The organism is Candidatus Hodarchaeum mangrovi, from assembly GCF_975850365.1.
Genome location: NZ_CDLCQJ010000103.1, coordinates 1 through 3,793, shown reverse-complemented (window position 1 = coordinate 3,793; position 3,793 = coordinate 1). Strand labels below are relative to the sequence as shown.

The following is a 3,793-nucleotide window of genomic DNA, read 5'->3' as shown; positions in this document are numbered from 1 at the left end:
CAAATGCTCCAAAGAGCAACATACCCATGGCCATTATTCCAAGGATATAATAGCGCATTTTCATAACTTTATTTCACCTATATAGGCATTTTTTATCTTAAAAGACATTTCACCCATATCTATTCAAAGCTTGACTAATTCTCAAGCTCATAGGATAGTGTGTGGATGCTTAAGATCTCTGACTCATCCTTGCTTTATAAAGGGCATCTAATACAATATACCGCAAAATGTCATGAGAAGAATTTCTCTAGACGAGTTAGATATTTTTAGGTATTTAAAAGGAGTTATGGTATTTATACTCTATTTACAAAATTTTACAAGAATTTTTAATACTACTACTAGCTGGGTGAAAAATCACACTATTAGTCTCCCAAGAATATAAGTACGAATCAAAATTCAGAGTGTTTTACATTGACAATCCGTATTAATCGAGAAAAAAAAGAATTACGGTTAAGTGTTCGCGATCTTGCTTTTTTGGGTACATCAGCCCAAGGAAGGAGTTATTTAAGTTTAAGAAACACAGAAACTGGTAAAGAATACCATCATCAGATTCAACAACAAAAAATTGAAAGTGAAAAAGCTTATGAAATTGAATATTATATAAAACATTGTTTTGAAATTGATAATTGGCGAATTATTTTAAGGGGACGAGTTGATTCCCTTTATAGAACTCCAGATAAAATAGTAATCGAAGAAATTAAATCAATAAATTATAGGAACTTTACTGGTTCTCCTGAGGATCCACGACTTTATGTGTATAAGAATCAATTATTAAGTTATGCTTGGATGTTTTTTCAAAAGGATGGACTTCTCACTAACGTCGAACTGGCCTTAATTACTCTTAATCGATATGATAATAAGCAATATATTATTTTATTTCCCTATGAAGATATCTCTGAGTTCATAAAGGATCGAATAAAGCAAATAATTTGCTATGAAGAGGAAAAAGCTCAACTTTATGAACAAAAAGTGAAATCTCTAGAAAATTTAGAATTTCCTTTTTCTTTTCGCCCATTTCAAGAAAAAATAATCCAGAAAATTCATGAATGTATAACTCAACGATTAAATCTTATTATTGAAGCACCAAGTGGATTAGGAAAGACAGTAGTTTCTATCTATCCTTTTCTACGGGAAGTTATTGAAAAAAAAGGAAAATTATTTTTTATTACTGCAAAAACAACTCAGAAAACTATTGTAGAAAAAACCCTTGAAATTTTTCATGATCAAGGGGTAAATTTTCTTTCTGTTACTCTCAAAGCAAAAGAAAAAATGTGTACAAACTCGTTTTACTATTGTCATGAAGATTATTGTCCATTTTTAAATAATCATATTAAAAATCCCCCCAAGGATTACATTCAATTTTTTGTACAAAAGAGAGGGGTAATATATCCTGAATTAATTGAAGAAGAGGCATTGAATACATATGCTTTCTGCCCATTTGAATTAGCTTTAGATATTTCATTAGAAGCTGATATCATCCTTGGGGATTACAATTATGTCTTTCATCCAAGTATTTCTCTTCAACGATATTTTAGTCGTCCTCCTTCAAAAATTGATCAATTCTATTTAATAATTGATGAAGCACATAATTTAATAGATCGTAGCCGAGATTATTATTCTCATTCCCTAGGACAAAAAGAGGTTCTTGATTTTAAACAGGCAATTCGGAAATTAAGAAGACGCATTCCTACTATACCTCTTCCTGATTCTATCCCCATTAATTTGGAAAGAATTTTCCGACGCATACAGGCTGAAATTGATACTGGAGTATCGATTCACATTCTAAAGAGGATTGATATTCCTGCTTTCCAGAAAAATTTTACTCAATTCGAAGAAATTCTGCGAGAATATCTTAATTTCCTTATGGATAAAGAACTCCATTGGCCTGATGATCCTTTATTGGATTTTTATTATCTTTTTCGTGATTTTGTCAATACTGCATTATTAGCACAAGATGCAGAAGAATTTTCTATCCTTTATAGTTCCAACGAATGCAGTATCAAGATTTTCTGTAAAGATGCTTCATATTTTCTAAATCAACGTATTAAAAAGTTTTTTAGATCAGTTATAGCAATCTCTGCCACAATCACTCCTTTTCCTTTTTATCGTGACCTTCTTGGATTTCCTGTTGAAAAGACTATTTATGCAAAATTTCCTTCTCCTTTTCCTCCAGAAAGGAGAAAAGTATTAATTATTCCAGAAATAGATACACGATATCAAAATAGAGAGCATTCGTACCAACATATCGCGCAACTTGTAATGGATCTTTGTTTGATTAAACCAGGTAAATATTTTGTGTTCTTTCCTTCATTTAAGTATGCTGATGAAGTCTCGAAATATCTTCAGGAAGATTCAGGTTTTAAAATTATTAAACAAGCCCAATATATGCAGGAAGAGGAACGATTCGAATTTTTACGACTCATAGAGGAAAATCCTTACATGATTGCCGTCGGTGTTACTGCAGGAATTTTCGCTGAAGGTATTGATTTGCCTGGTTTATTAGATGGAGTATTTATCATTAGTCCCAGTCTACCTTCTTACAATTTTGAACAAGAATTGATTCGTCAATACTATGAAGAGAGATTTGGTAACGGTTTCAATTACGCGTATCAATTTCCAGGACTCACCAGAACTTTTCAAGCTGCTGGACGTTTGATTCGTGATTCAAATGATCGTGGCATTATCGTTTTTATTGGGAGGAGATTCTCCACTCCAAAATATGCTGATTATTTTCCAGAATACTATTATCAAAATTCCCCTTCAGAACTAATTTCTACTAATCCAAAGAATGATATCAAGCAATTTTGGGATTCAATAAAATGAGATAGAGAAGTAATAAAGTCATTAAATATCTTAATTTTTATTCTATACTGAATAATTTTTAAATTATTTTAGAATTACATTATTCTATGGATTACCAAGAATTATCTACTGAAGAAAAAACGCGTTATTCTAGACAAATTGTCCTATCTGATATTGGTGAAGAAGGCCAGTTACGGATTAAAAATGCTCGAGTTTTAGTTCTCGGAATTGGAGGATTAGGCACATTTTCTAGCTTACTCCTAGCTGAGATGGGAATTGGGTATTTAAGAATCGTTGATCGGGATTTAGTGGAACAGAGTAATCTTCATCGAACTCCCCTTTATACTAAATATGACTTAGATCGTGCAAAAGTTGAGGTTGCAGCTGAACGGTTGCTAAGTGTCAATCCTAATCTTATTATCGATCCTCATGCATGTCATATTGATGAATATAATATTGATGAGTTATTAGAAGGGATTGATATTGTAATTGATGGTTTAGATAATTTTGAAACTCGCCGAATGGTAGGAAAAGCATCTAGAGACAAAAATATCCCTTATATTTTTTGTGGAGTAAGTGCTCGTTCCGCGAATATGAGTTTATTTAATTTAAAGGACTCTTCTGCTTGTATTTCCTGCCTTTATCATGGAATTGATGATAATGAGTTAGAGAGCTGTGATATTACCGGTATACATCCAAGTTTACTTTCTGTTGCTACAGGAATTCAGATACATGAATGTATTAATGTAATAGTCTCGGGCACATCTATTTTAGATGGAAATTTGCTTATTATAGATTTAAGACAAATGAGCTTTGATCTCATCCCTATTCGAAAAAATCCAAAGTGTCTTGTCTGTTCAGATTTTCATGAGGAAAGTAAATCTATTAAGGAGGAAGGCTATCGTTTTGTTGATCTCTGTGGAGAATCAACTTATATGATAGTTCCTAAAGCTAAAAAAACATATGATATCGCTAAATTAAAGAAAGTTTT

The 3,793-nt window shown here is 31.9% G+C and carries 2 protein-coding genes; both read left to right on the top strand.

Annotation, left to right across the window (positions count from 1 at the left end; genetic code table 11):
- The first annotated feature begins 411 nt into the window (after positions 1-411).
- Positions 412-2,823: an ATP-dependent DNA helicase gene (locus tag ACWVCY_RS10525; RefSeq protein ID WP_455142780.1), complete on the top strand. Its 2,412-nt coding sequence runs from the start codon at positions 412-414 to the stop codon at positions 2,821-2,823.
- 86 nt (positions 2,824-2,909) lie between these two features.
- Positions 2,910-3,793 (top strand): HesA/MoeB/ThiF family protein (locus ACWVCY_RS10520; protein ID WP_455142779.1); only part of this gene is annotated, 884 nt, incomplete at its 3' end.